Origin of the sequence: Streptococcus sp. (genome assembly GCF_041802885.1) — a bacterium.
In the GTDB taxonomy this organism is placed as follows: domain Bacteria; phylum Bacillota; class Bacilli; order Lactobacillales; family Streptococcaceae; genus Streptococcus.
This window is the reverse complement of the sequence record NZ_JBHCHN010000020.1, coordinates 32,535-52,151: the sequence shown is the minus strand read 5'-3', so window position 1 is coordinate 52,151 and position 19,617 is coordinate 32,535. Positions and strand designations below refer to the sequence as shown.

Annotated in this window: 26 protein-coding genes and 2 pseudogenes; 16 read left to right on the top strand and 12 right to left on the bottom strand. The window is 44.6% G+C overall.

What is annotated here, in order from left to right; translation table 11 throughout:
* Positions 1–14: 14 nt before the first annotated feature.
* Positions 15–647 carry a copper homeostasis protein CutC gene (locus tag ACEYCN_RS02995; RefSeq protein WP_373712815.1) on the bottom strand — a complete coding sequence of 211 codons (633 nt, stop codon included), beginning with the start codon at positions 645–647 and terminating at the stop codon, positions 15–17.
* A 272-nt stretch (positions 648–919) separates the two neighbouring features.
* Here ACEYCN_RS02995 and serC point away from each other — a divergent pair, with 272 nt between their 5' ends.
* The 5 genes from serC (at position 920) to ACEYCN_RS02970 (ending at position 4,706) form a co-directional block, all read left to right on the top strand.
* Entirely contained in the window at positions 920–2,014 is a 1,095-nt protein-coding gene (serC, locus tag ACEYCN_RS02990; RefSeq protein WP_373712814.1) for a 3-phosphoserine/phosphohydroxythreonine transaminase, read from the top strand.
* A 21-nt stretch (positions 2,015–2,035) separates the two neighbouring features.
* The gene (locus tag ACEYCN_RS02985) at positions 2,036–2,566 is read left to right on the top strand and encodes an N-acetyltransferase family protein (protein ID WP_373712813.1); all 531 of its coding nucleotides are present in this window, start codon (positions 2,036–2,038) and stop codon (positions 2,564–2,566) included.
* Positions 2,567–2,627: 61 nt separating this feature from the next.
* Positions 2,628–3,809: a 3-phosphoglycerate dehydrogenase family protein gene (locus ACEYCN_RS02980; protein WP_373712876.1), complete on the top strand. Its 1,182-nt coding sequence runs from the start codon at positions 2,628–2,630 to the stop codon at positions 3,807–3,809.
* 58 nt (positions 3,810–3,867) lie between these two features.
* Positions 3,868–4,353, top strand: coding sequence for a methylated-DNA--[protein]-cysteine S-methyltransferase (locus ACEYCN_RS02975; protein WP_373712875.1), 486 nt, complete (start codon positions 3,868–3,870; stop codon positions 4,351–4,353).
* Entirely contained in the window at positions 4,353–4,706 is a 354-nt protein-coding gene (locus ACEYCN_RS02970; protein ID WP_373712812.1) for an arsenate reductase family protein, read from the top strand. The genes ACEYCN_RS02975 and ACEYCN_RS02970 overlap by 1 nt, the downstream gene beginning before the upstream one ends.
* 46 nt (positions 4,707–4,752) lie before the next feature.
* Here ACEYCN_RS02970 and ACEYCN_RS02965 read toward each other — a convergent pair whose 3' ends face one another.
* A complete protein-coding gene (locus ACEYCN_RS02965; protein ID WP_373712811.1) occupies positions 4,753–5,655 on the bottom strand; it encodes a cation transporter in 903 nt (300 codons plus the stop codon).
* A 39-nt stretch (positions 5,656–5,694) separates the two neighbouring features.
* Positions 5,695–6,525, bottom strand: a complete 831-nt coding sequence (locus ACEYCN_RS02960; RefSeq protein ID WP_373712810.1) for an exodeoxyribonuclease III — start codon at positions 6,523–6,525, stop codon at positions 5,695–5,697.
* A 178-nt stretch (positions 6,526–6,703) separates the two neighbouring features.
* Between ACEYCN_RS02960 and ACEYCN_RS02955 the strand changes: the two genes are divergently transcribed.
* From ACEYCN_RS02955 to ACEYCN_RS02940, 4 genes are all read left to right on the top strand, one after another.
* A complete protein-coding gene (locus ACEYCN_RS02955) occupies positions 6,704–7,585 on the top strand; it encodes a lysostaphin resistance A-like protein (RefSeq protein ID WP_373712809.1) in 882 nt (293 codons plus the stop codon).
* The gene (locus ACEYCN_RS02950; protein WP_373712808.1) at positions 7,582–7,866 is read left to right on the top strand and encodes an autorepressor SdpR family transcription factor; all 285 of its coding nucleotides are present in this window, start codon (positions 7,582–7,584) and stop codon (positions 7,864–7,866) included. The genes ACEYCN_RS02955 and ACEYCN_RS02950 overlap by 4 nt, the downstream gene beginning before the upstream one ends.
* Positions 7,847–8,482, top strand: coding sequence for an SdpI family protein (locus tag ACEYCN_RS02945; RefSeq protein ID WP_373712807.1), 636 nt, complete (start codon positions 7,847–7,849; stop codon positions 8,480–8,482). Before ACEYCN_RS02950 ends, ACEYCN_RS02945 begins: the two co-directional genes overlap by 20 nt.
* Positions 8,483–8,572: 90 nt before the next feature.
* On the top strand, positions 8,573–10,219 hold the full coding sequence (locus tag ACEYCN_RS02940) for a hypothetical protein (protein ID WP_373712806.1): 1,647 nt from the start codon (positions 8,573–8,575) through the stop codon (positions 10,217–10,219).
* 255 nt (positions 10,220–10,474) lie between these two features.
* On the opposite strand, the gene ACEYCN_RS02935 is transcribed toward ACEYCN_RS02940, so the two are convergent.
* Complete coding sequence (locus ACEYCN_RS02935; protein ID WP_055273837.1) at positions 10,475–10,867, bottom strand: hypothetical protein; 393 nt, start codon at positions 10,865–10,867, stop codon at positions 10,475–10,477.
* 20 nt (positions 10,868–10,887) lie between these two features.
* Positions 10,888–11,412: a helix-turn-helix domain-containing protein gene (locus ACEYCN_RS02930; protein WP_373712805.1), complete on the bottom strand. Its 525-nt coding sequence runs from the start codon at positions 11,410–11,412 to the stop codon at positions 10,888–10,890.
* 281 nt (positions 11,413–11,693) lie between these two features.
* Here ACEYCN_RS02930 and ACEYCN_RS02925 point away from each other — a divergent pair, with 281 nt between their 5' ends.
* Together ACEYCN_RS02925 and ACEYCN_RS02920 are read left to right on the top strand one after the other, a co-directional pair.
* Entirely contained in the window at positions 11,694–11,882 is a 189-nt protein-coding gene (locus tag ACEYCN_RS02925; protein ID WP_373712874.1) for a LysR family transcriptional regulator, read from the top strand.
* Positions 11,882–12,052, top strand: a pseudogene (locus tag ACEYCN_RS02920) (Arm DNA-binding domain-containing protein); the annotation flags it as partial. The gene ACEYCN_RS02925 and the pseudogene ACEYCN_RS02920, both read left to right, overlap by 1 nt.
* A gap of 7 nt (positions 12,053–12,059) precedes the next feature.
* On the opposite strand, the pseudogene ACEYCN_RS02915 reads toward ACEYCN_RS02920, so the two are convergent.
* Positions 12,060–12,221: pseudogene (locus ACEYCN_RS02915) on the bottom strand (IS4 family transposase); the annotation flags it as partial.
* 194 nt (positions 12,222–12,415) lie between these two features.
* Here ACEYCN_RS02915 and ACEYCN_RS02910 point away from each other — a divergent pair.
* The 4 genes from ACEYCN_RS02910 (at position 12,416) to ACEYCN_RS02895 (ending at position 14,311) form a co-directional block, all read left to right on the top strand.
* A complete protein-coding gene (locus tag ACEYCN_RS02910; RefSeq protein ID WP_373712804.1) occupies positions 12,416–12,982 on the top strand; it encodes a TetR/AcrR family transcriptional regulator in 567 nt (188 codons plus the stop codon).
* Positions 12,983–13,024: 42 nt separating this feature from the next.
* Complete coding sequence (locus tag ACEYCN_RS02905; protein ID WP_373712803.1) at positions 13,025–13,552, top strand: flavodoxin domain-containing protein; 528 nt, start codon at positions 13,025–13,027, stop codon at positions 13,550–13,552.
* A gap of 26 nt (positions 13,553–13,578) precedes the next feature.
* A complete protein-coding gene (locus ACEYCN_RS02900) occupies positions 13,579–13,749 on the top strand; it encodes a cysteine-rich KTR domain-containing protein (RefSeq protein WP_373712802.1) in 171 nt (56 codons plus the stop codon).
* 85 nt (positions 13,750–13,834) lie between these two features.
* Positions 13,835–14,311: an MGMT family protein gene (locus ACEYCN_RS02895; RefSeq protein WP_373712801.1), complete on the top strand. Its 477-nt coding sequence runs from the start codon at positions 13,835–13,837 to the stop codon at positions 14,309–14,311.
* A 277-nt stretch (positions 14,312–14,588) separates the two neighbouring features.
* Here the strand turns inward: ACEYCN_RS02895 and ACEYCN_RS02890 are convergent, their stop codons facing one another.
* The 6 genes from ACEYCN_RS02890 to ACEYCN_RS02865 form a co-directional block, all read right to left on the bottom strand.
* Positions 14,589–15,188, bottom strand: coding sequence for a response regulator (locus ACEYCN_RS02890; RefSeq protein ID WP_373712800.1), 600 nt, complete (start codon positions 15,186–15,188; stop codon positions 14,589–14,591).
* Positions 15,185–16,279 (bottom strand): sensor histidine kinase, encoded by a 1,095-nt coding sequence (locus ACEYCN_RS02885; protein WP_373712799.1) that lies wholly within the window; start codon positions 16,277–16,279, stop codon positions 15,185–15,187. Before ACEYCN_RS02885 ends, ACEYCN_RS02890 begins: the two co-directional genes overlap by 4 nt.
* Entirely contained in the window at positions 16,279–17,025 is a 747-nt protein-coding gene (locus ACEYCN_RS02880; protein ID WP_373712798.1) for an ABC transporter permease, read from the bottom strand. The genes ACEYCN_RS02885 and ACEYCN_RS02880 overlap by 1 nt, the downstream gene beginning before the upstream one ends.
* Positions 17,026–17,062: 37 nt before the next feature.
* Complete coding sequence (locus ACEYCN_RS02875; RefSeq protein WP_373712797.1) at positions 17,063–17,974, bottom strand: ABC transporter ATP-binding protein; 912 nt, start codon at positions 17,972–17,974, stop codon at positions 17,063–17,065.
* A 15-nt stretch (positions 17,975–17,989) separates the two neighbouring features.
* Positions 17,990–18,175: a hypothetical protein gene (locus tag ACEYCN_RS02870; RefSeq protein WP_373712796.1), complete on the bottom strand. Its 186-nt coding sequence runs from the start codon at positions 18,173–18,175 to the stop codon at positions 17,990–17,992.
* 128 nt (positions 18,176–18,303) lie between these two features.
* Positions 18,304–18,996 carry a DUF554 domain-containing protein gene (locus ACEYCN_RS02865; RefSeq protein ID WP_373712795.1) on the bottom strand — a complete coding sequence of 231 codons (693 nt, stop codon included), beginning with the start codon at positions 18,994–18,996 and terminating at the stop codon, positions 18,304–18,306.
* Positions 18,997–19,286: 290 nt separating this feature from the next.
* Here ACEYCN_RS02865 and ACEYCN_RS02860 point away from each other — a divergent pair, with 290 nt between their 5' ends.
* Positions 19,287–19,379 carry a putative holin-like toxin gene (locus tag ACEYCN_RS02860; RefSeq protein WP_373712794.1) on the top strand — a complete coding sequence of 31 codons (93 nt, stop codon included), beginning with the start codon at positions 19,287–19,289 and terminating at the stop codon, positions 19,377–19,379.
* Positions 19,380–19,617 lie beyond the last annotated feature (238 nt).

The window sequence follows — 19,617 nt, the reverse complement described above, 5'->3', positions numbered from 1 at the left end:
GAGCATCATTTTTTCTATAAAATTCTGGTCCCATGGACGATGTTGGTTCCTGTCAGGTTGGCCAACTGGTGGCAGTTGTCTGCTGTGACTCCACCGCCAATCATAATCTCGATACGTCCAGCCGCATGGTCAATCAATTCCTTGATGTGGTCCACATTGTCAAAGATATCACGACGCTCAGCTGAACCGTGGAGGAGAATACGAACAAAGCCATAATCAATGAGCTGGTCCATGGCTGCCTTTTGTTGGTCTTCGGGAATGAGGTCAAAGGCCATGTGGAAGACCAGGGGCAGGCCTTGGGTTGCTGGAAGGAGTTGCTCAATGGCTTCTGTATCCAGCTGATTGTCAGTAGTCAAAAGACCAAGAACCAAGCTATCCGACTCCAGTTCCACAGCCTGTAAAATATCCTCTTCCATGGCCCGCAGTTCAAGATCATTGTAGACAAAGTTTCCGCCTCTTGGCCGAATCATGGTGGCCAGGCTGATGCCCTTTTCATGGAGATAGCGGGCCGCTTCCTTGATGACCCCATAGGAGGGTGTCGTGCCGCCAGCTGCAAGGTTATCACAGAGCTCAACACGAGTAATGTCAGGGGTTGTAAGGCTGGCTAGGTCTGTCAGATTTTCAGCACAAAATTCTTTAATGAGCATGTTTTACCTCAGTTTTTTCTTTTATTATACCATGAATCAAGTTTTATAATAAGGGATATTGTTATTCAGAAAAGTATGGAAAGAGAAATGGACCAACATTTGACCCTATACTGCCTGTGGGGCTTGATTTTGCAAAAACGTTCGCTATAAGCAGGTAATTTATTTTAGAAAACGTTTAACGTTCGTAAATAGGTCTGGATTTTGGCCTCAATCTTTACAAAATTCAGAAAATTATGCTATAATTCTCTTAAACTATTTTGGAGGTGTCATTGATGACCATTTATAATTTTTCAGCAGGACCTGCTACCTTACCGAAAGCTGTCTTGGAAACAGCCCGTGATGAAATGCTGGATTACCAAGGCTCTGGTATGTCCGTGTTGGAAATGTCTCATCGTTCTCCAGAATTTGACAAGATTATCAAGGATGCAGAGAAGACCTTGCGGGAGCTGATGGCCATTCCGGATAACTATAAGGTTCTCTTCTTGCAGGGAGGTGCATCTTTGCAGTTTACCATGGTGCCTCTCAATCTGGCTCAAGGGAAGAAAGCCTATTATCTGGTTGCTGGGTCTTGGGGCAAAAAGGCCTATACAGAGGCTGTGAAGTTGTCCAAAACTATCCCCTTTGAACCCATTCTTCTGGCTTCTTCAGAAGATACGGTCTATGATCATATTCCAAGCTTTGATCCAGCTAGCATCGATCCAGAAGCAGCCTATGTTCACTTGACCACCAACAATACTATTGAGGGAACAGCTATTTATGACCTGCCAGATACCAACGGTGTCCCAATCGTGGCAGACATGTCTTCCAACATCTTGGCGGCTCGCTACAATGTTGAAGATTTTGCCCTCATCTATGCTGGTGCTCAAAAGAATATCGGACCAGCTGGGGTGACGGTGGTGATTATCCGCGAGGACTTCCTCAATGCCCAACCGCAACTTTCTGCTATGCTGGATTACCGCATTCAGGCGGACAATGAGTCCCTCTACAATACACCACCAGCTTACAATATCTATATCTCTAAACTGGTCTTTGACTGGGTGAAAAATGAGATTGGCGGTGTGGATAAGATGGCTGAAATCGAACGTGAGAAATCAGGCCTGCTCTATGATTTCATCGAACAGTCTGATTTCTACACCAGTCCAGTGAAATTTGCCAAGGACCGCTCAGTTTGTAACATTCCATTCGTGACACCAAGTAAGGACTTGGATGCCAAATTTGCCAAGGAAGCAGATGCTCAAGGCTTCAAAAATATCAAGGGCCACCGTTCTGTTGGCGGTATGCGGGCTAGTCTCTACAACGCCTTCCCGCGTCAGGGTGTCCTTGACCTCCTTGACTTCATGAAAAAATTTGAAGAAGAAAACAAATAATTTTTGATTTGAAAGGCTAATATGGAAATTCGTTTGGCGCATCCCAATGAAGTTGGGGCAATCACCAAGATTCTAGAGGAAGCCAAGGCCTTCTTGGCCGCTTCAGGCAGCAGTCAGTGGCAGGGTGAAAATGGCTATCCCAATCAGGAGGATGTCATTGAAGATATCCTGGAAAATCGTGGTTATGTGGGCTTGATAGAAGGGGAGATTGTGGCCTATGCTGCTGTTTACCTGGGCAATCAGGCAGAGTATGCGGCTATCTATGATGGAAAATGGAAACATGATAACTACCTCTATGTGACCTTCCATCGGATTGCCGTTTCGGAGATCTATCGGGGCCAAAGGGTGGCTCAGACCTTCTTGCAGGGCTTGATTGAGGGCCACAAGGGACCTGATTTCCGTTGTGATACCCATGAGAAAAACAAGCCTATGCAGCATATTCTCGAAAAGCTGGGCTTTGTCTACTGTGGGAAAGTGCCCATTGATGGCGAACGGTTGGCCTATCAGAAAATCAAGCATAAGTCTGAAACCAGCCTTTATCAAGAAATTTAGCGACGACCAGCATTATTTTTAAGGAATAGAAAGGGGCAGCCAGCCTGCCTTTGTGAGTAACATGGTATATAGTGTCAAAACCTTTAACAATATCAACCAAATCGGCTTGAAAGAGCTAGGAAATAAGTTCCAGATTGATGGGGACAAGTCTGACAATCCAGATGCCTACATTATCCGCAGTCAAAACCTGCATGGGGCGGAGTTTCCAGACAACCTCAAGGCCATCGCCCGTGCTGGAGCTGGGACCAATAATATTCCTATCGATGCTGCATCAGCTGCGGGGATTGTGGTCTTCAATACTCCTGGTGCCAATGCCAATGCTGTAAAAGAAGCAGTCATTACCTCCATCTTGCTGTCTGCCCGTGATTATTTTGCGGCGACCAACTGGGCTAGCACCCTTTCAGGTGACGATGTTCCTAAGCAAATCGAGGCAGGCAAGTCCCAGTTTGCTGGAACAGAGATTTCAGGTAAGACCCTGGGAGTTATCGGTCTAGGTGCTATCGGGGCCCGCATCGCCAATGATGCCCGCCGTTTAGGCATGAATGTCCTAGGTTATGACCCTTACGTTTCCATTGAAGCGGCTTGGAGCATTTCCAGTCATGTCAAGCGGGTCAACGATCTTAAGGAAATCTTTTCTAGCTGTGATTACATCACAGTCCATGTGCCTTTGACAGCAGATACCAAGGAAACCTTTAATGCAGAGGCCTTTGCTCTGATGCAAAAGGGAACAACTCTGATTAACTTTGCTCGGGCAGAGTTGGTGGACAATGCGGCTCTCTTTGAGGCTATCGAAGCTGGTGTTATCAAGCGCTATGTGACGGACTTTGGTACGGAAGAATTGCTCAATAAAAAAGGCATCACCGTCTTCCCTCACGTCGGTGGTTCAACAGAAGAGGCAGAATTGAACTGTGCCATCATGGCCAGCCAGACCATTCGTCGCTTTTTGGAAACTGGGGAAATCACCAACTCCGTCAACTTCCCGAATATGCACCAGGTCTTGGATGCTCCATATCGGATCACCCTCATCAACAAAAATGTTCCAAACATCGTAGCAGCCATCTCAACTGCGGTGTCTGATCTGGATATCAATATCGCCAACATCTTGAACCGTTCCAAAGGGGATTATGCCTATACCCTCTTGGACTTGGATGAAACAGATAAATCCAAGATTGATCAGCTGGTTCAGCTCTTTGATAGCAGCGAACCCATTGTCAAGGTTCGTCTGATTACAGGCAAAAAATAAGAAAGTCGGGCCGGTCATGGAGACTGGCCTTTTTGGAAAGGAGCCCCAGATGTCAGAAATCTTCTACCAGCAAACTGTTCATAGTCCTCTAGGGCCTCTTACTCTTGTGGCAACAGAGAAGGCTTTGCTGGGTGCCTGGTTTGAGGGGCAAAAATATGAACTGCGGGGTTTTGAAAACTGCGCCATGCGTAGGGAGCAAACGGCGGTGCTGGAAGCAGCCAAGCGTTGGCTGGAGGCCTATTTCTCGGGTGAGGAACTGCCAAGTCTGCCGCCTTTGGCTGCGAAGGGAACGACTTTTCAGGAGCGGGTCTGGCAGGAACTTTTGACGATTCCGCTCGGTCAGACCAGGACCTATGGTCAACTGGCCCAGGCTTTGGGCAGCAAGTCAGCCCAGGCCGTTGGCGGGGCTGTTGGGAAAAATCCGCTATCCATCTTTGTCCCTTGTCATCGGGTTTTGGGAAGCGATAGCAGTTTGACAGGCTATGCGGGTGGCTTAGAGAAAAAATCTTGGTTATTGGACCATGAAAGACGAGGAGGAAAGTGATGTACACCTTTTATGAATATCCAAAATGCAGCACCTGTAAGGAGGCCAAGGCGGAGTTGAAGCGCTTGGGCCTGGACTTTGAGGCCATTGACATCAAGACCAATCCGCCCCAGGTGGGGGTATTGAAGGGCTTGTTGGACAAATCCAACTTGGAGCTGAAAAAGTTCTTTAATACTTCGGGCAACTCTTATCGGGCTTTGGGGCTCAAGGATAGATTTGACCAGTTGACGGTCGATGAGGCCTTGAAACTCTTGGAAGCAGACGGTATGCTCATCAAGCGCCCCATCCTCATCAAGGACGGTCGTGTCTTGCAGATTGGCTACCGGATACCTTATGAGGATTTGGGGTTGTAGGAATTCAAAAAATACAGGCTGATAATCAGTCCTGTATTTTGTTTGATTAAAATGAAAATTCGAGGCTGCAGTGGTCAAATTCTTGCTCCAGCAAGTCGATAAATTGGCTTTTCTTGGAGGCCAAGTTTTCGATGAGCTGGGCATCGTCTGGTGTCAGGATATAAATCTTGACTTTGATATACATGCCTTGTTTGAAAACTAGGATATCCAACTTATCCGCCTGGGAATTGAGGACCTGGTGGAAGATTTCCAATACCTTATCATGGATATGATTGCCTTGGATGGTGGAGCGGGCAAACTCCTTAAAGGAATTGGCGAGGACACTGATGGGCTCTTTCAGGGAAATAATGACCAGAATCAGGGTGATAAAGAAGTCGCCTGTGTAATGGAGAAATCCGAGCGGTCCTTGGATGTCTACTAGACTCAGGGCGATAATGGCAACACCGACACCCGCAGAAATCAAGCCATCGATATAATTGCCGCGGCTTTCAGCAGCCAGCATGGTGCTCATATGGTTGATTTTCCGATTCTGGTTACTATTGTAGGCTCCCAAACCAAAGCAGAGAAGCACCATGGCGATGGTATAGGGGAGGACCGGTCCAGTAACCATGGCTTGTCCTTCTTGATGGACAAAATAGGCATAAGCTGAGGCACTGGTTTCCAGCAGGGTAATAACCAGAAGCAGCAGGGTGGCAATGGATTTCAATATACCATAGAGGGGCTCTAAGAAATACATGCCATTTGGGAAACTCTCTGTCGTTCGATGGCTATTTTTTGAAATATAGAGAGCGGCCAGAGAGGAGACAAAGGCGATGAGGGAGAAGACACCATCGAGCAGGAGGGCATTGAGGTTGGTCACAATATAGACCAATAGACCAGCCATGCCAATGATGAAATTGACAAAAACGGAAACCAATAGCGACTGACGTTCGATATATTTTCTGTTCATTTCTCCTCCTTTTCAAAATGGTATCTGCTTATATTTCCATTAGAGATTGATTTCCAGAACAATTGGTGTGTGGTCTTGGCGGCTGCCAGAATCAATCATCTCAGACTTGCTGACCTTATCAGCTAGTCGTTCAGAAGTCAGCCAGTAGTCAATTCTCCAGCCTGTATTGTTGATCTTGCTAGTCTTGCTGCGTTGAGCCCACCAGGTATAAGCATGGGGAACATCTCCATGAAGGTAGCGGAAGGTGTCGGTAAAGCCCTTGGCCAAAAGATTGGTAAAGCCTTGGCGTTCCTCGTCTGTAAAGCCGGGAGACTGGCGGTTTGAGGCCGGGTTGGCCAGGTCAATTTCCTTGTGTGCCACATTGTAGTCACCTGTGGCAAGGACAGGTTTTTGAGAGTCCAATTCTGCCAGATAGAGAGCGTATTTTTCATCCCAGCCTTGGCGGTCTTCCAAACGGCGCAAGCCATCGCCAGCATTTGGCGTATAGACTTGGGTTACAAAGTAGTCATCAAATTCCAGGGTGATGATGCGGCCTTCAAAGTCCATGGTCGATGGGGCCCCGATTTCAGGGTAGGAAATGATGGGGCTTGGCAGGCTTTTTTTGTAGAGGAACATGGTTCCGGCATAGCCCTTGCGAGCTGGCTCGACGGAGGAGCGCCAGGTGGTTTCATAGTCTGGGAAGTAGCTCAAGAGGATGTCCAAGTGCTTTTTGGTCGGACCTGCAGCAGATAATTTGGTCTCCTGAATGGCGATGATGTCCGCATCTTCGGAAACAAGAGTGTCAATGACAGCGCGGGATAAGAGGGCGCGTGGGGATTCGCCTGTTAGGGCAGCGTTGAGGGAATCAATATTCCAAGAAATCAGTTTCATGTAAAAAATGGTAACCTTTCCAATTCGTTCTTCTATTTCTATTTTAACAAAAATCAGGCCCCTTCGCGAGTTTGGGGTTTGAAACTATTTAGAAAAAAATCGAAATAGCTCTTGACATTTACTGCAGAAGTGGTAGAATCTATTTAGAAAGATTTCTAAATAGAAAGAGGGTGAGGCTATGAACAAAATAAGAAACTTTATTTTTCTCAGTTTTGGTTTGAGCTGGACGATTTGGCTACTTATCTGGTTGTTGGGTATGAAGCTAGGTGAACCCATCAGCCAAGTTGGAACGGTTTTGGCCATGTGGATGCCTGCCCTAGCTTACTTCATCTTGAGGAAGATAGAGCCAGGCCACTATCCGTTAAAAGCAGATTTTAGACTAGCCTTTAAGAACAATTGGAAATATTACCTCCTTGCAATCTGGTTGCCTGCCTTCCTCACGATATTAGGATTGGGCCTCTATTTCTTGATTTTTCGGAGTCAATTTAGTTTGGAATTCGCCTCTGTTGAAGACATGTTAAAGGCAGTAGGAGCAGAGCCACAAGGTGTTCCATTAGGTCTTATTGCCATATTTCAGGTCATTGCTGCTGTAACATACGGTCCCATCATCAATACTTTCTTTGCCCTAGGGGAAGAAATCGGCTGGCGGGGGTACCTTTACCCAGCATTTAGAGAGAAGTTTTCTAGTTTATATAGCCATCTCCTCACAGGTCTCATTTGGAGTCTCTGGCACCTACCCCTCAATCTTCAAGGCTATAATTTTGAAAGCACATATTGGGGAGTACCTTGGCTGGGCCTTGTGGCCATGTTTATTTTCTGCTTCAGCATCGGTGTCTTGCTTAGTTTTATGATGGAAAAAACAGGCTCCCTTTGGGCACCTGCCCTTTTACACGGTGCTGTAAACGCGAGTGCAGGCCTAGGTATTTTATTTCAAATACCCTCTGAACAGGCCCTCAGTTTGAGGATTCTGGGGCCTACTCCTCTTGGTTTACTTTCTGGGCTGCCTTTTGTGATAGTGGCGCTCATCATTCTTTTTAAGAGAAAGGACAGTCAATTATGACCTTTGCCGATACCTTTAAGGCCTTGTCCAATCCTGTGCGGCGGGAGATTCTAAATTTGCTGAAAGCTGGTCGCCTGTCTGCGGGCGAAATTGCTGGTCAGTTTGAGATGACTGGGGCCACCATTTCCCACCATCTCAGTATCTTGAAAAAAGCTGATTTGATTACGGAGACAAGGGAAAAAAATTACATTTACTATGATTTGAACGCCTCTGTATTAGAGGAGATTATGGTCTGGTTTGCAGACCTGAGAGGTAGCAATGATGAAAAAAATCAATCTTAAATTACTGTTCCTGACATCCATTTTGACACTCTTGCCCATCCTGGTAGGGGTCATCCTATGGAAAGACTTACCCGCAAGCCTGCCCAGCCACTTTGGTTTGGACGGTCAGGCTGATGGTTTTTCTAGCAAACTGGAGGTTGTCTTTCTGATTCCTTTGGTGATGTTGGGATTACATCTCTTTGCAGTCATCGTCACTTCCTTGGACCCCAAGGCTAGTAACGTGAGCCCGAAGATGAAGACCTTGGTCTACTGGCTGGTACCCTTTATCAGTGGGCTGGTTCAGCTCTCCATTTACGGGGCTGCCCTTGGTTTAATTAGCAATTCGACCCGAATTGGTCTGGTGATGGTGGGGATTGTTTTTCTGGTCGTGGGCAATTACCTGCCTAAGACCAAGCAGAACTACACAGTCGGTATTCGGCTTCCCTGGACCTTGGACAATGAGGAAAATTGGAATAAAACCCACCGGCTGGCGGGCAGACTCTGGGTTCTGGGTGGCCTCATCATCCTCGTCAATGGTTTTCTTTCTTGGGCCGTGATGTATGTGCTCTTTGGGGCCTTGCTGGTCATGGTTCTGGTGCCCATTTTCTATTCTTATTGGATTAGTCGGAGTCAGTAGGCCAAAAAGTGGGGAACCCCACTTTTTTTCAGTGTTCTTATTGTTTTTTTGCTATAATGATGTTAGTATATCCATTCGAGGAGGTCCCTTATGAAAAAGATGATAACGCGATTGTTTCTGGTTTTGTGGTTCCTTTTGATGGCTGCCAGTTACTGGGTCTTTTTACCAGCCCTTAATCCGCTAGATACAGGCTTTTGGTTCTTTGTGGTGGAGGGGCTGATTCTGGCTTTTGTGGGCATCTTCGTTGTGGCCCTTGCTGATTCGGTGGGCCAGCAAACTAAGAAGCCGAATGTTGGACGGAGAGATGTGAGCCAGACCAAAGGTCCTTATGATCAGGTTTTGATTCGCTTGGGTGGTACCATCTTGCTGATTGTTGCTCTCTTGTTTGGCCTTGGTTTTTTCAATTCCCGTATTTTCCGGGCCAAGAGCTATGCCAATGTCATCACGGTCAAGGAAGCTGATTTTAACAAGGATTTCCCAGAAACCAATATTTCAACCCTGGCCCTCTTGGATCGGGCTTCTGCGGAGAAAATCGGGGACACCTATCTGGGGACCATCGACAAGGTTTCCCAGTTTGGGATTTCCGATGATTACCGTCAGATTACCATCGGAGAACAACCCTATCGGGTTTCTCCCCTAGAGTATAAAAACTTCTGGAAATGGCTGTCCAACCGTCAGGAAGGTATCAGCTACTATGTCAAGGTCAACCAGACCACGGGCAAGGCGGAGTTGGTGCGGCTGGCAGAGTCTATGAAATACTCTGACTCGGAATACCTTTTCCGTGATACCCTGCGCTATCTGCGCTTCAAGTATCCTTTCACCATCTTTGGGGACCCTTCCTTTGAAGTCGATGATGAGGGCAATCCCTACTATGTGGCTACGGTTTACAAGCCAAAATTTATGCTGACTTCCAAGGATCCATCCGGTGTCATCCTGCTCAATGCGGCAACTGGTGAAACCAAGGAATACGATTTGGAGGACATCCCAGAATGGGTGGACCGGGTCTTCTCGGCCAATAACGTCATTACCCGTGTGGATGATTACTATACTTATCAAGATGGTTTCTGGAATACGGTATTTAGCCAGACGGGTGTCAAGAAAACTACTGATAGTTACAATTACATCTCCATCGGTTCAGATATTTATCTTTACACAGGGATAACCTCAGCAACAGCTGATTCTTCCAATTTGGGCTTTATCCTGGTCAATATGCGGACCCGGGAAGTGACCAACTACAAGCTGGCTTCCGCCACCGAATCGGCTGCCATGGCCTCCGCAGAAGGAGAGGTGCAAGAGAAGAAATACAAGGCAACCGCGCCAACCCTGGCCAAACTCAATGACAAGGCCTACTACATCGTCTCCCTCAAGGATGATGCGGGCTTGGTCAAATCTTATGCAGTGGTGGATGCGGAAGACTACCAGCAGGTAACGGTCAACAATGACATCGAGACTCTGATTTCCCAATTCACAGACTCGGACACTTCTGTTTTGTCGGGTTCAGGTCAGGCAGCTGGAACGGACCAAGACGTGGAAGTCATCAAGGGAGTGGTCGACCAGCTGGCCAGCCAGATGATTTCAGGCTCCACCGTCTACTACATTTCTTCCTCAGGCAAGATTTACAAGGTCAAGGCGACAGAAGAGACCATTGATCAGCTGCCTTTCCTGAAGGTGGGGGACCAGTTCTCTGGGGAGCTGACCAAGAACAATTACCTCAAGAATTTTAAGATCATTGAGTAGGAATAAGTTGATAGGTCGAAAAAATCCAGTATTTATGCGGGTTTTCGGTACTTTAAGAAGTCTTTTGATAACAAATTGATAACAGTTGCATAAGAGCCATTATTCTTGTAATCCAGTGGTTTTATGGTTAGAGAATAATTGACAGGCGGTTGTGCAACAAATAAATCCATATTAGAAAGCCCTTAGCTGTGGGTGTGAAACTCATGGCTAAGGGCTTTTTGTCGTTCTTTCAACTTGCTTTAAAGAGAAAGGAAATTATTCAATGATTTTTCGGTTGCCAAAATACTGTGTCAAAATTAAAACTAAAGCGATGCAGGCAAGCAGTCCATCTTGTATGCCAAATGGAAGCATAAACATCATCAATATCATAGTAACAACACAGTTTATTACGGAAAGGGCGAGTCCCCACATTCTATTTTTTAGAAGTCCTATAGCACCGATGATTCGCATAACACCGAAAATCGCACCCATAAATAAAATCATATATAGGTTATCTTGGAAATATTGGAGCTTAAAAGAAAAATATTGTCCGATGTCAAATTTGCCAGAACCCAAAATTAGCGCAGGAAGGGCACATAAAACACCACCGATTTCCATAAATCCACCGTGAATTATCATTAACCAAGCAGCTATTTTATATCGTTTCATGCTGTAACCTCCTGCTGACTCTATTTTAACTTATCTTTGAATACTTCGACTAATGCGTCGCTTAATTCCTGCGAGGGAACTTTCGCCCAGATTTGTGTGGTATCGTATTTCGGATAGTAGTAACGCCAGCGGTCATAATCGTCCTTGCTGATTTCACCGGCAGAGAGCTTGTCTGCCTGCTCTTTCCAAGCATAGAGCATTTTTGATAGCTCGACAGCATCCTTGCCTTTGTCCTTATTGACTTTCAGGCAGACTTCTCCGTTTTCTTCGCCGATGGTCAGCCCATAAACATCTTCAAGGGTAAATAAGGTGTGCATGAGACCGATCTGACTGTCAATGTCAGGAACATCAAGAGCCTGCGGGGAAACATCAAGCACCTGCGCCAGTGCAGCCGTTAAATCCGCCTTCGGTTTGCGTGAACCGGTTTCGTATTGCGCTAAGCGCACATCGGCGCTTCTTTCGGGAAACCCGACAGCCGTACCAAGATATTTTTGCGTCATACCACGCAAAAGCCTGAAAAAATGGATTCTCTCACCAATCGCCATAGTGTTTACACTCCTCGCTTATGTATCTACACATAGTATAGCAGATATGCTTAGTGAAAGTCAAGAGAAAACAAAACAAAAAAGTTTAATATTTTCTCCGAAACCGCTTGACAAAAGCAAATATGCTTAGTATAATGAAATAGCATTAAGCAAATAAGTTTAATTCAACATCCGTCGTGCGTCACGGTAATGGCGTACCCGCCCGGGCAAATCGGAAGGCGGCAAGAAAGTATTCCGACACGAAATAAATGAAATTGAAAAAAGAAGGGAAGGTGATTTTTATGGAAAACAGATTTATCCGTGCCGATGATGTGGCGCAGGAACTGAATGTATCCAAGCCCTACGCCTATAAGCTCATCAGAAAGCTGAACGAGGAACTGAAAGCGAAGGGATTTATTACGATTGCAGGGCGTGTCAACCGTCAGTATTTTTATGAAAGGATCTACGGAGCCGGAAAGGAGAAGGAATGATGCCGGTATTCAAAAATGAGGACAACGGTACTTGGTATGTGATGGCAAGGTATGTGAATTGGAAAGGCGAACGCAAGCAGAAATGTAAGCGGGGTTTCGCTACAAAGAAAGAAGCACAGGAATGGGAGCGAATGTTCCAGCTGCAAAACTCGTCTGACCTTGATATGAGTTTAAGTTAAGCATTTTACCAATTAAAGAAACTATAGCTTGAATCATGGTTTTCATCGTTAGCTGACTTTTCCGACTAAAATCTTTTTCAGGATGAAGCACAAACCGGTCAGCAGTGGAAATAATGTCAATGATACTGTCAAATAAATGAGATTTAATCTGGTCGAGCATGATTTTCTCCTTTTATTTTTAGTGTAGCATAGAAAAAACTAACCTACCACAAAATGTGATAGGTTAGTTAACTTAATGACATTGGGAGAAATCTCTGCCCTTTTTTCTTGTTTCGTAATTGACAAATAACAAATCCGATGTATAATATAGTTATATAAATGATTTATATAACTATATTATACAGGAGGTTGGAAGTGCCAAAACAGAGAATTACAAAAGAAATGGTTGTTAATGCTGCTTTTGAGATTGCAAGGAAAAGCGGTATGGAGCAGGTTATGGTAAAAAATATTGCTGATAAAATAGGGTGTTCTGTTCAGCCCATTTACAGTTATTGCAAAAATATGGATGGACTGCGGCAAGATGTAGTTGAACAGATAAATTGCTTTATACGGGAATATGTAGCAACGCACATTAACAAAGACGATTTGTTTCGTAGTACAGGCAATTCATACATTCGTTTAGCACAAGAGGAACCTCACTTATTCAGAATATTCATTTTACATCAAAGAGAGGGGATTTCTTCATTGAATGACTTGTATCAATCAGAAACGAATCCTCATATGGCTGAATTTATTGCGGAAAAATTGAATATCAGTATAAAACAGGCAAAACGGCTACACTTGAATATGCTGATTTATACCATCGGCATCGGCACTATATTTTCAGTAACTACACCAGGGATTTCTACAGATGAAATATATACACAGCAAGAAGTTGCCTACGAAGCATTTTTAAGACAGGCATTATGTTCTGAAGAATAACCATAAAAGCAGATAAACTATTTTGGAAGAAAGGTATCGACTATGAAAAAAGGGATTATTATTTATCAATCTAAATATGGAGCTACAAAAAAATATGTTGAATGGCTACGCAAGATGACAGGTTTTGAATGTGTTGAAACTCCGAAAGCGTTGATTAGCGAAGTAATGAATTATGAAATAGTCTTATTATGTGGTGGTATATATGCCTCTGGAATAGCAGGTTTGTCTTTCTTGAAGAAGAATATAAATAAATTGAGAAATAAAAAAATAGCGATACTTTGCGTTGGTGCTTCCCCTTATGATGAGAGTGCGTTTGCGGAAATCAAGGCACATAATTTGACAGGAGATTTAAAAGATATTCCGCTTTTTTATGGGAGAGGTGCTTGGGATGAAAGTAAGATGAGATTTATGGATAGGAATTTGTGTAAAATGCTACAAAAGTCGGTGGCAAAAAAGAATCCAGACACATATGAACCGTGGATGAAAGCACTTATGTGTGCGGTAGGACAAAGCTGCGATTGGACAGATGAAAAATATTTGTTACCCTTAATAGACTATCTTGAGAAATAGCGGTACTTGAAAGAAAGGAGTCAACTTTGAACAAAGTAGAATGGATATGCTGCCCTGTCTGCGGAAACAAAACAAGATTGCAGATGCGAGAAGATACAGAACTGAAAAACTTTCCCCTTTACTGTCCGAAATGTAAGCAGGAAACACTTGTCAATGTCAAAAATATGAAGATTTCACTTTTAGATAGCAAATTATAAAGTTGAAATTACATAGAAGTTTTGAAACCGTCTCATTGCATAGGATTTTTCTTTGACTTATACTTGAGTACAGGAGGTGCTGATAATGGCAAATGAAGATAAAAAAGATTTTAATGCAATGTTACACGATAGCAAGGATATGCCAAAATTTCAGACGATTACGGATGAAAAAAGCATAGAAAAGTATGGCGGAGACAAAATGTATTTTGCACCGCCGATTGAATATGACAAAATAATGCGGCTTGTGCCTTATGGGAAGTTGCTTACAGTAGGTACAATCAGAGATTATTTTGCAAAACAAAGTGGAGCCGATTTTACGGAGCCGATTACAGCAGGAATATTTGTTTCGATTGTTGCGTGGGCGAGTTATCAGCGTTCTGAAGATGAAACACCTTATTGGCGTACATTAAAGGCTAATGGAGAATTAAACGAAAAATATCCCGGCGGCGTTGAGGCGCAGAAAGAGAAGCTGGAAACGGAAGGACATACGATTGTCCAAAAAGGAAGAAAGAATCTCAGATACTATGTTAAAGACTATGAAAATGCCCTGTTTGCGTTATAGGTGTTTTCGGAAAGCGATTTTAATATCTTGATTTTCTAAGCAAAATCGCTTATAATTTGAGTCGGAACATATTGCTATTATCCACAGTTGCAGAGCAAGTGTTATCAATGCCGATAACAAAATGATAACATTAGCTCATATAGGCAGGATAATATGGATATATCAAATAATCAAAAGAACTACGAACACGGCAGAGAATAGTCGCTAAACAAAATTGATTAGCATTCGTCGAAGGAGAATAAGCAAAAAACAACTGGAAGAGATTTTCCAGTTGTTTTCATATCCACCCATTTTCCTGAGCAATGTTAATGGCTTCGACGCGGTTGTTGGCGTTGAGTTTGTTGAAGATGGAAGTGGTGTAATTGCGGACGGTTCCGTCTGATAGAAAGAGCTGGGAGGCGATTTCCTTGCTGGTTTTGCCTGCGGCAATCAACTCCATCACTCGTTGTTCCTGGGTACTCAAGGGATTGTCTTGGTTCATGACGGTTTCCATCAGCTCGGGAGAATATTCCTTGCGACCTGCCAGAACCGTGTGGACGGTGGCCATGAGGTCTGAGATGGAGCGGTCCTTTAGGACATAGGCATCGACTCCAGCCTTGATGGCTCGTTGGAAATAGCCCACACGCTTGAAGGTGGTCACGATGATGATTTTGACGGTGGGATGGTTGGCGCGTGCCCACTCCAGAACATCCAAACCAGTCTTGAGGGGCATTTCAATGTCTAGGATAGCCACGTCGATGGGCTGTTTTCCCAGAAGTTCAATGGCTTCCTGGCCATTATTGGCCTGAAAAATCTCCTCCACATCCTCTTCCATGAGAAGGAGCTGGCACATGGCATCTCGGAGCATGGATTGGTCTTCAGCAACTAATAATTTCATGGCAGTTCTCCTTCCTCTAGGATGACACGGATGCTGGTTGGATTGGCCGGGGATAGGATGTCGACCTGTCCTTTTACCAGCTGCAAGCGTTCCTTGATGGAATGCAATTCTTGGCCTGTTAGTGGCGGAAAGCCTCGGCCATTATCGGTGACTTGGATGATAATCTTGCCAGTTCGTTGTAGGCTAATCTGGCAATGGCTGGCCTTGGCATGCTTGATGATATTGGTGGTCAACTCCCGCAAAATCATGGTCATGCTGGACTGGATGACAGGGGAGAGTTGATTGGTATTGACGGTGTTTTCAACCTCTAATGCAATCCCTGACAGGGCAAACATCTCGCGGATATTGTCTAGTTCTTCTGTGACGGTTCGGTACTTGAGGTTGTTGACCAGCTGACGGACATCTTTCATGGATTTCTTGCTGATTTGGTTGAGCTCTTCCAGTTCCTTCCTAACCGCTGTCAGATTTTTCTTGTCCAGCTGCTTGAGGGCCAACTCGGTCTTCAGGGTCATCATGGCAAAGGTGTGGCCCAGACTATCATGCAAATCACGGCCGATTCGATTGCGCTCATTTTCCGCAGCCAGCAGATTGATGGTCTTGTTTTGCTGGTAGATTTTCTTCTGGATGCGTTCCTCTTCAACGGATTTCCTCTGAAAATAGAGGATGGTTAAGGTAAAAAGACTGACAGCAAGGCTGAAAACTTTTCCAACGGGGCTGTCTACGAGAAAGAAACCAGCCATTGAGGTCCCGATTAATCCGACCAAAAAACTAATGAAGCGATAGCTTTTCAAAGAATCTTCAAACCGATAGGCTAGTAAATTTCCCAAATAGAAGAAGAACCACATCATGCTGCCCTCTATCTGAGTGGTCATAAAAATGATGTAGAACAACAGATAGAACCAGAGAAAAGCGATGGTTTTTCGATAGGAATCCTTGATATGGATGATGATAATGTAGGCCAGGGCAAAGAGGGTCGACAGAATGATGGTCCAGCTAGGATAGCCAAACCAGGCTACTCCGCCCAGAGGAAAGACCATAAAGACAAGACCAACATAGTAGAGAGGATCCGTTTTTTGAAAAGCACGAAACATTATTTTACCTCAAGTTTTTTTCCGACTGCTAAGGCTATTACTAATACTATCATAGCATAAGCAAGGAGAATTAGCAGGGATTGGCTGGAAAAATCCTTCTCAAAATAGGAAATAATCAGATTATTGAAATGGTAGGTCGGTGTCAGCTTGGCTATTTTTTGCATGATGTCAGGAAAAGTCTGAACTGGCATCCAAAGGCCCCCTAAAACGGCCATTCCCATGTAAAAAATATTGGCGATGACAGAGAGGGTCTGGCTTGATTTTATATGAGCAAAGAGAGCGCCAAAGGGCATGAAGCAGATGGCACCAGCAAAGAGAATGCCAGCACTGGTCAGCCAGTCAGTCAGCGACATGTCAACGCCTTTGAGGAAATGTCCGACAGCAAAGACGACGAGGATGGCCAGGATAAAGTGGACCAATATTCCAATGATTTTGCTGGCATAGTATTGCCAGATAGGAATGGGGCTGTGCTGGATGGTCCGCAGGCGATTGCCGTTTCGATCTTCTTGGAAGGCAAAGGGCAGGGAGAAGAAGGCAAAGCTGAGGCTGGAAAAGGCGGTCATCTGCATCATATACTGACGAATCCAGACCTTGGCCACCTCGGCAGGCATGCTTTCATCATTGGCCCAGATGGTGGTAAAGAGTAGGAAAAAGGCAACAGGCATACCGATGGCCATGATGAGGTTGGAAATGGACCGCTTGTTGATCAAGTATTCTTGTTTTAGTATGGCTTGAAAGGTGTTCATGATAGGTCTCCTTTAACTTGAAGTGGATGTGGAAAAACTAGGCGAACTTATTTTTTGCAGAAGTGCCATTTTCCATCTCCTTCTCATTTTCAAAAATAGTATCCAAGAGCGTCCGATTGGTCATCTCGATATCTTCAATCGGACAGCGGACTTCTGTTAAGAGGTCCCAGATGATTTGTGGTTCTTTGCTGCTGAAGGAAATAGTGTCTGTCTTAATGACCAGGTCTTCAATTGCTTGCTGCTCCAAGAGTGGCAAATAATCCGCTGGCAATGTAAAGACCTTGACTTTTTCTTCGGCCCGCATGAGGTAAGGAGTGGTGTCCCGCAGGAGCTGTCCTTGATGGAGAACCAAAATTCGGTCAGCTGTATGTTCGACTTCTTCGATGTAGTGGCTGGAGTAGATGATGGTTTTGCCAGCCCTCTTTAGATCCCCGACAATTTCCCAGAAACGAATCCGAGTAGAGGTGTCCATACCAGCGGTCGGCTCATCCAGGAAAATAATGTCTGGCTGGCCAATCAAAACCTGCACAAAGGCCAAGAGACGGCGCTGACCGCCTGATAATTTTTCTGCAAATTGGTCTTTCTGCTGGTCACTAAATCGCAAGAGGTCATCAATTTGCTGGTCAGTCAAAGGGTTAGGATAGATGGCCTTCTGGAAATCCAAGAGTTCCTTGACCTTCATTTTTTGCTCGGTCAAGTTTTCCTGAAAGAGTATGCCCACCTTTTCCCTGAGCTCTGGAGAGCGGGCCCCCATACCCAGCAGGGCAATATCGCCAGTGCTAGGATGGTAGTCGCCCAACAAGCAGTTAAAGAGGGTGGTTTTTCCGGAACCATTCGGCCCAATCAAGGCCAGACAGTCCCCTTGATAGACTTCAAAGGATATGCCGGACAAGGCTTTCTTATCCTTGAAGTTCTTACTGAGGTTCTTCACGTCAATGACTTTGGACATGGTGTTGCTCCTTTCTTAATGAGTGGAATCTTTGCAAATCCCTGTATAGTTCAGGATACCAATGATAATACTAGCAGGCAATGACCAAGAGAGGTATTGGAAGATGATTTTTGCCAAGTCCTGATTAGCAGGACTAAAGAGGATACAAGTGGCGTAAATGAGGACGAAACTCATGATTGCAGATATGAGGGCTTTTTTCATCAGATTTCTCCATTTCTGTATTTCTACATTTATTATAGAAAAACTACCCAAAAAGCATTAGCCCATAATGTCATGACACAGTATGACATTTGTCACCAAAAAAACCGAGCGGAGCTCGGTTTGAAATCTTATAGGCCCAACCAGGCCAAAATTGGCACTAGGATGATGGGGAGAAAGACGGCGGGGATGTAATTCATGACCTTGAAGCTGGTAATCTCCAGCATATTCCAGGCCAGTGCGATGAGAAGGACGGAGCCTGTCGAGGACATGGCCGCAATGACAGGGTCACTCAAATAGGTACCAACTTGACCAGCTAATAGGGTCATCCCTCCTTCATAAATGAGAATAGCAAAAGCGGAAAACATGACGCCAATGCCATTAGTTGCAGCGAGAAGGATGGAGATAATGCCATCGATAATTCCCTTGCTGTAGAGCATGCTGTGGTCCCCCAAAAGTCCACTTTGAAGACTGCCAATAATGGCCATGGCCCCCACACAAAAAATCATAATGGCAGATAAAAAACCTTGGGCAAATCTGGATTCCTGAGGATTTTTGACCAGGATTTTTTCCAAACGATAAGACAATCTCTCCATGGCTAGTTCAATATTGAGGGCTTCGCCAATAATGGCCCCCAAAGTCAGGGCAAGAATCAATAAAATGGGATCCGCAGCCTTCATAGCCCCTTGGAAACCCAACACCAGAACACAGAGACTAGCCCCCTTCATCATAATATCGCTAAAGCGCTGGGATAATCCCTTGTGAATAATCAGGCCAATACCAGCTCCCACAATAATACAAATAGCATTTACAATCGCACCCATCATTCTCTCCTAAACAATATTCGATTTATTATAGCACGGATTGGGGAGAAAGTGGGAGGCAAAAGTAAATTCCAGTTAGTAAGCTACTTTTACTGGGAAAACCTCCCTCCTAGGCTGTTCAGAATACTTTGAAATATGGTATAATGTGTGGGTGAATGAATTTAAAAATCCACAGTAAAACCTGTGGAAAATATGGTATAATAGAACAGTAGAAAAGTTCCAAAAGCGGGGCGGAAATCTATTTCGGAAGGTGGTGCCTATGCAGTACCGAACTAGAAAGGTTTGCCGCAATGTCTGTCGCAGAAGCACTAGGTCTTCTGTTTCAGTTCGGCACGTTACTTATAGTGCTACTGACATTTATTTTCAAAAACACTAGAAAATAAAAAGACAGCCAACCGCTATGAAACTTTGACAGAGTGAACTAGCAGGTTGACTGTATTCTTCATTCGTCCCGTCTTTAAAACGGTTCTACTGGGATTGAGTTGGCGCTCAATCCCTTTTTCACACTTATTATATCACAATCCATTATCCTTTGACAATTTTTTATATTTTAACCTACAAAAGGCTTGATTGCTGATGATCAGGTATATGGGGTGGTCAATTCTTACGAGGAATTACTGA

Bases quoted from the DNA above. Each gene is read 5' to 3' on its own strand.
- ACEYCN_RS02995 (WP_373712815.1), bottom strand. From the start codon at position 647: ATGCTCATTAAAGAATTTTGTGCTGAAAATCTGACAGACCTAGCCAGC.
- serC (WP_373712814.1), top strand. From the start codon at position 920: ATGACCATTTATAATTTTTCAGCAGGACCTGCTACCTTACCGAAAGCT.
- ACEYCN_RS02985 (WP_373712813.1), top strand. From the start codon at position 2,036: ATGGAAATTCGTTTGGCGCATCCCAATGAAGTTGGGGCAATCACCAAG.
- ACEYCN_RS02980 (WP_373712876.1), top strand. From the start codon at position 2,628: ATGGTATATAGTGTCAAAACCTTTAACAATATCAACCAAATCGGCTTG.
- ACEYCN_RS02970 (WP_373712812.1), top strand. From the start codon at position 4,353: ATGTACACCTTTTATGAATATCCAAAATGCAGCACCTGTAAGGAGGCC.
- ACEYCN_RS02965 (WP_373712811.1), bottom strand. From the start codon at position 5,655: ATGAACAGAAAATATATCGAACGTCAGTCGCTATTGGTTTCCGTTTTT.
- ACEYCN_RS02960 (WP_373712810.1), bottom strand. From the start codon at position 6,525: ATGAAACTGATTTCTTGGAATATTGATTCCCTCAACGCTGCCCTAACA.
- ACEYCN_RS02955 (WP_373712809.1), top strand. From the start codon at position 6,704: ATGAACAAAATAAGAAACTTTATTTTTCTCAGTTTTGGTTTGAGCTGG.
- ACEYCN_RS02950 (WP_373712808.1), top strand. From the start codon at position 7,582: ATGACCTTTGCCGATACCTTTAAGGCCTTGTCCAATCCTGTGCGGCGG.
- ACEYCN_RS02945 (WP_373712807.1), top strand. From the start codon at position 7,847: ATGAAAAAAATCAATCTTAAATTACTGTTCCTGACATCCATTTTGACA.
- ACEYCN_RS02940 (WP_373712806.1), top strand. From the start codon at position 8,573: ATGAAAAAGATGATAACGCGATTGTTTCTGGTTTTGTGGTTCCTTTTG.
- ACEYCN_RS02935 (WP_055273837.1), bottom strand. From the start codon at position 10,867: ATGAAACGATATAAAATAGCTGCTTGGTTAATGATAATTCACGGTGGA.
- ACEYCN_RS02930 (WP_373712805.1), bottom strand. From the start codon at position 11,412: ATGGCGATTGGTGAGAGAATCCATTTTTTCAGGCTTTTGCGTGGTATG.
- ACEYCN_RS02925 (WP_373712874.1), top strand. From the start codon at position 11,694: ATGGAAAACAGATTTATCCGTGCCGATGATGTGGCGCAGGAACTGAAT.
- ACEYCN_RS02905 (WP_373712803.1), top strand. From the start codon at position 13,025: ATGAAAAAAGGGATTATTATTTATCAATCTAAATATGGAGCTACAAAA.
- ACEYCN_RS02895 (WP_373712801.1), top strand. From the start codon at position 13,835: ATGGCAAATGAAGATAAAAAAGATTTTAATGCAATGTTACACGATAGC.
- ACEYCN_RS02890 (WP_373712800.1), bottom strand. From the start codon at position 15,188: ATGAAATTATTAGTTGCTGAAGACCAATCCATGCTCCGAGATGCCATG.
- ACEYCN_RS02885 (WP_373712799.1), bottom strand. From the start codon at position 16,279: ATGTTTCGTGCTTTTCAAAAAACGGATCCTCTCTACTATGTTGGTCTT.
- ACEYCN_RS02880 (WP_373712798.1), bottom strand. From the start codon at position 17,025: ATGAACACCTTTCAAGCCATACTAAAACAAGAATACTTGATCAACAAG.
- ACEYCN_RS02875 (WP_373712797.1), bottom strand. From the start codon at position 17,974: ATGTCCAAAGTCATTGACGTGAAGAACCTCAGTAAGAACTTCAAGGAT.
- ACEYCN_RS02870 (WP_373712796.1), bottom strand. From the start codon at position 18,175: ATGAAAAAAGCCCTCATATCTGCAATCATGAGTTTCGTCCTCATTTAC.
- ACEYCN_RS02865 (WP_373712795.1), bottom strand. From the start codon at position 18,996: ATGGGTGCGATTGTAAATGCTATTTGTATTATTGTGGGAGCTGGTATT.
- ACEYCN_RS02860 (WP_373712794.1), top strand. From the start codon at position 19,287: ATGTCTGTCGCAGAAGCACTAGGTCTTCTGTTTCAGTTCGGCACGTTA.